Origin of the sequence: Shigella sp. FC1967 (assembly GCF_001743005.1) — a bacterium.
GTDB lineage: Bacteria > Pseudomonadota > Gammaproteobacteria > Enterobacterales > Enterobacteriaceae > Proteus.
Genome location: NZ_MIIZ01000727.1, coordinates 1 through 4121 on the forward strand (window position 1 = coordinate 1; position 4121 = coordinate 4121).

General features: G+C 39.7%; 5 protein-coding genes. 3 read left to right on the top strand and 2 right to left on the bottom strand.

Annotation, left to right across the window (positions count from 1 at the left end; translation table 11 throughout):
- Positions 1-47 precede the first annotated feature (47 nt).
- From BHE89_RS11230 to BHE89_RS11240, 3 genes are read left to right on the top strand one after another with little or no spacing between them, the layout of a single operon-like run.
- Positions 48-1040, top strand: coding sequence for a dihydroxyacetone kinase subunit DhaK (locus BHE89_RS11230; protein WP_128860483.1), 993 nt, complete (start codon positions 48-50; stop codon positions 1038-1040).
- A gap of 2 nt (positions 1041-1042) precedes the next feature.
- Positions 1043-1648 (top strand): dihydroxyacetone kinase subunit L, encoded by a 606-nt coding sequence (locus tag BHE89_RS11235; RefSeq protein ID WP_069367145.1) that lies wholly within the window; start codon positions 1043-1045, stop codon positions 1646-1648.
- 18 nt (positions 1649-1666) lie between these two features.
- Positions 1667-2578, top strand: coding sequence for a dihydrodipicolinate synthase family protein (locus tag BHE89_RS11240; RefSeq protein ID WP_069367146.1), 912 nt, complete (start codon positions 1667-1669; stop codon positions 2576-2578).
- Between the two features lie 124 nt (positions 2579-2702).
- On the opposite strand, the gene BHE89_RS11245 is transcribed toward BHE89_RS11240, so the two are convergent.
- Both BHE89_RS11245 and BHE89_RS11250 read right to left on the bottom strand, forming a co-directional pair.
- Complete coding sequence (locus BHE89_RS11245; RefSeq protein WP_069367147.1) at positions 2703-3671, bottom strand: threo-3-hydroxy-L-aspartate ammonia-lyase; 969 nt, start codon at positions 3669-3671, stop codon at positions 2703-2705.
- Between the two features lie 4 nt (positions 3672-3675).
- The gene (locus tag BHE89_RS11250) at positions 3676-4065 is read right to left on the bottom strand and encodes a RidA family protein (RefSeq protein ID WP_069367148.1); all 390 of its coding nucleotides are present in this window, start codon (positions 4063-4065) and stop codon (positions 3676-3678) included.
- Positions 4066-4121 lie beyond the last annotated feature (56 nt).

The window sequence follows — 4121 nt, forward strand, 5'->3', positions numbered from 1 at the left end:
CACAGCCAAGATTGATTACTCGTTCACAAAAAGCAAATAAACCTAAAGTGGGTATTGTCACGGGGGGCGGATCGGGTCACTTACCTGTATTTACAGGATTATGCCTTGCTCATCGTCATATTTATCGTCAACCACAGCCAAGATTGATTACTCGTTCACAAAAAGCAAATAAACCTAAAGTGGGTATTGTCACGGGGGGCGGATCGGGTCACTTACCTGTATTTACAGGATATGTCGGTGAGGGCTTATTAGATGCAGCTGCAGTGGGTGATGTTTTTGCTTCACCTTCAGCAGACTTAATGGCAGATGCCATTCGTGAAGCCAATAGTGGCTTAGGTGTATTGCTACTTTATGGTAATTACGGTGGCGATATCATGAATTTTGATATGGCGACGGAAACGGTTGATTTTGAAGATAATATTCGTTGTACAACGGTTTTAGCTGCTGATGATGTGGCTTCAGCCAACCCCGAAGAAGCGCATAAACGCCGCGGTGTTGCTGGGATGATCTATGGTTTTAAAATGGCAGGAGCCAAAGCCGAAGAAGGGGCAACCCTTGATGAAGTCACACGAGTTGCTCAAAAAACGATGGAAAATACCCGAACTATTGGCTGTGCGTTGACATCTTGTACCTTACCCGCAGTAGGTCATCCTACTTTCGAAATTGATGAAGATGAAATGGAAATGGGAATGGGGATCCACGGTGAACCGGGTATTTGGCGTGATAAATTACGCAGTGCCGATGATATTGCACAAGAGATGTTTGAGCGTCTACAAGCAGAGTTATCATTAAAAACGGGTGATAAAGTCTCTGTATTAGTGAACTCTTTAGGCGCAACGCCATTAGAAGAACTTTATATTCTGTATAACAAGATTGTACAGCTGGTTGATCAAACAGGTGCAACAATTGTACATCCATTAATCGGTCGTTATGCCACGTCTATGGAAATGACGGGAGCAAGTTTAACATTGTGCAAATTGGATGATGAGCTAGAAGCCTTGATGAATGCACCCGCTCATTGTGCATTCTGGAGGGTATAGCGATGAATATTACGCTTGAAATGCTTAAACAAGCGGTACTCCGTATCGCTATCGCTTGCGAGCAATCTCAACCAATGCTGTGTGAAGCTGATAGCCGTTTAGGTGATGGAGATTTAGGGATCACCATGCAAAAAGGTTGGCGACAAATTGCAGACGATTCACAAGATTGGCAAGATGATCTCAGCAAAGCGCTTTTTCAGTGCAGTAAATCATTACAAAAAGCTTGTGCTTCTTCTTTTGGTACATTGCAAGCGACTGCTTTTATGGCAATGGCAAAATACTGCAAAGAAAACCAACTTCAAGAAATATCACCTTCCGACATTTCACCGCTATTAACTGTTGCATACCAAAGCATGATGGCGAGGGGAAAAGGGGAGTTAGGGCAAAAATCCGTACTCGATATTCTTTACCATTTATCTGAAGCGCTAAAGCCCACTTTAGCTATCGATAATCTAAAAGTAGCAGCCTTACAAAGTGTCGATAGTACGCTAAATGAATTTCGCCAAAAACCTAATTTATTAGGTCGAGCTCGTATGTTCCCAGAAAAGTCTATTGGTTTAGATGATCCGGGTATGTTGGCAATTAAAGTTATTGTTGAAGCAATCTGATTTAATAAAGGTCTATCTATGAAAAAATTATTTGGCGTTACAGTGGCAATGGTTACCCCGTTTGATTCAAAGGATCAAGTCGATATAAAAGCGTTATCTGCATTAACTGAAATGCTCGTCACCAAGGGCGTTGATTGCCTTTATCCTTGTGGTACAACGGGTGAGATGTTGCGTTTATCTGCATTAGAGCGTAAAAGTGTTGCGAAAACGGTTGTGGAAACAGCGAATAAACGGTTACCTGTCTTTATTCATGTTGGCGCAATGACATTAAATGAAACCATTGAATTAGCAAAACATGCCGTTGAAATTGGTGCCGATGGTATTGGTGTAGTGACGCCACAATTTTTTGGTGCAACAGACAGAGAATTAGAAAACTATTTTGTGACAGTGGCAAATAGCGTACCGGATAATTTTCCTGTTTATCTATATAATATCCCACAATGTGCTGCCAATAATATCAAGCCTGAATTAGCGGCAAAAATACAGCAGCAGTGTAAAAATGTCATTGGTATTAAATACAGTTTTGCTGATAACAATACAACATTAAGTTATCTTGCTGTTGCTGAGGGGTTCTCTGTCCTTCATGGCTACGATAAATTATTCTTAGGTTTATTAGATGCAGGTTGTGACGGTACGGTTTCAGGTTGTGCTTGTGTATTCCCTGAACCATTTGTGAATATGTATAAAGCCTATATCGCAGGTAATTATCAAGAAGCAAAACAGTGGCAACAATTTTGTGTGAAATTTAGTGATGCGCTTAAGTCTGGTGCGAATATGGCAATATTCAAATCGGCATTAACTATGCGAGGTTTAGATGGCGGTCATATGCGTTTACCACAACTCGATTTATTGCCAGAAGAAAACCAACAATTAAAAGAAAATCTGACACAATTATGTAAAGAAGCAGGTATGACTTTTTTACTTAACTAAAAAGTCGTTAAACAAACGCCCCCGTTATTTTAGTTGATTGGTTGTATATTGTTTTTTTTTTAAGCAGTATAGGTTTTTTCTATACTGCTTTTTTTCATATTAGAACACGCATAAGATCCATAAGTCATTGCGCTAAAAAGCGACCATATTGCGCGATATCGACATTACCACCACTAATAATAATACCTATTTTCTTACCTTTTAATTTATCACCACATTGACGAGCTGCCGCTAAACCTAAACAGCCCGTTGGCTCTACAATTATTTTCATTCGTTGGGCGTAAAATTGCATAGCCGAAATTAATTCTTCATCTGTGACAGTTAAAATATCGCTCACATAGTGACGAATAATTTCAAAAGTATAATTGCCTAGGTGCTGGGTTTGCGCACCGTCTGCAATTGTTTTCGGTGTATCAATATGAATGATTTCGCCTTTACGTAATGATTGCTGTCCGTCATTTCCAGCGATAGGTTCAACGCCAAATATCTTACAATTTGGTGAAAGGGCATTGGCAGATAACAACGAGCCTGAAAGCAAGCCACCGCCACCTAATGGAACAAATAGCCTATCTAACTCGCCAACTTCATCAAATAGTTCTTTTGCTGCGGTAGCTTGCCCAGCAATAATATGAGGGTGATCGTAAGGGGGAATTAAGGTTAGCCCCTCGTTTTGTGCCAGTTGTTGCCCCATCTTTTCGCGATCTTCTGTATAACGATTATAGGTGATCACACGCCCTCCATAGCCTTTTGTTGCTGCCACTTTTGCCTTTGGCGCATCTTCTGGCATGATAATTGTTGCAGGAATACCTAATAGCTTTGCCGATAACGCAATAGCTTGTGCATGATTACCTGATGAAAAAGTCACGACACCATTTTTACGTTGTTCTGCGGTAAATTGAGATAACGCATTCATTGCACCGCGAAATTTAAATGCCCCCATTCTCTGGAAGTTTTCACATTTAAAATAAAATTGTGCCCCTGTTAGCGCATTAATAGTGCGAGAGGTTAGGACAGGTGTTTTATTAAGATACGGCAGAATACGTTGATGTGCTTCAGCAACATCTTTATAAGTAGGAGTAGGTAACTTATTCATACGATTATTCCTTAATAATAATGGCTTCAATTTCAATTTTGCTTCCAAAATGAAGCTCTTTTACTCCTGCGACTAATCTTGCTGGTCTATGTTCACCAATCCACTTTGCATATAACTCATTAACGATAGGCCATTCATTAATATCAGTCACATAGACTTTGACTTGAGCAATATCAGTTTTCTTTGCATTTATTCCGAGAAGGCAAGCATTTAAATTTTCAAGTACTTGTGTGATTTGAATTTCAACGGGTTTGTTTGCTAATGAATTTCCTTGTTTATCTAAAGGCAATAGTCCAGAAACAAACGACATATTATTTGCAGTAACAACATGAGAGTAATGCCCACCAGGTGAAGCGAGTGCCGCAATATTTTGTTGTGTAAGATGTGAGGTCATTGTATTTTCCTATTTCACTTAAGTTAGATAAAATGTACAACAAACTATACACAATG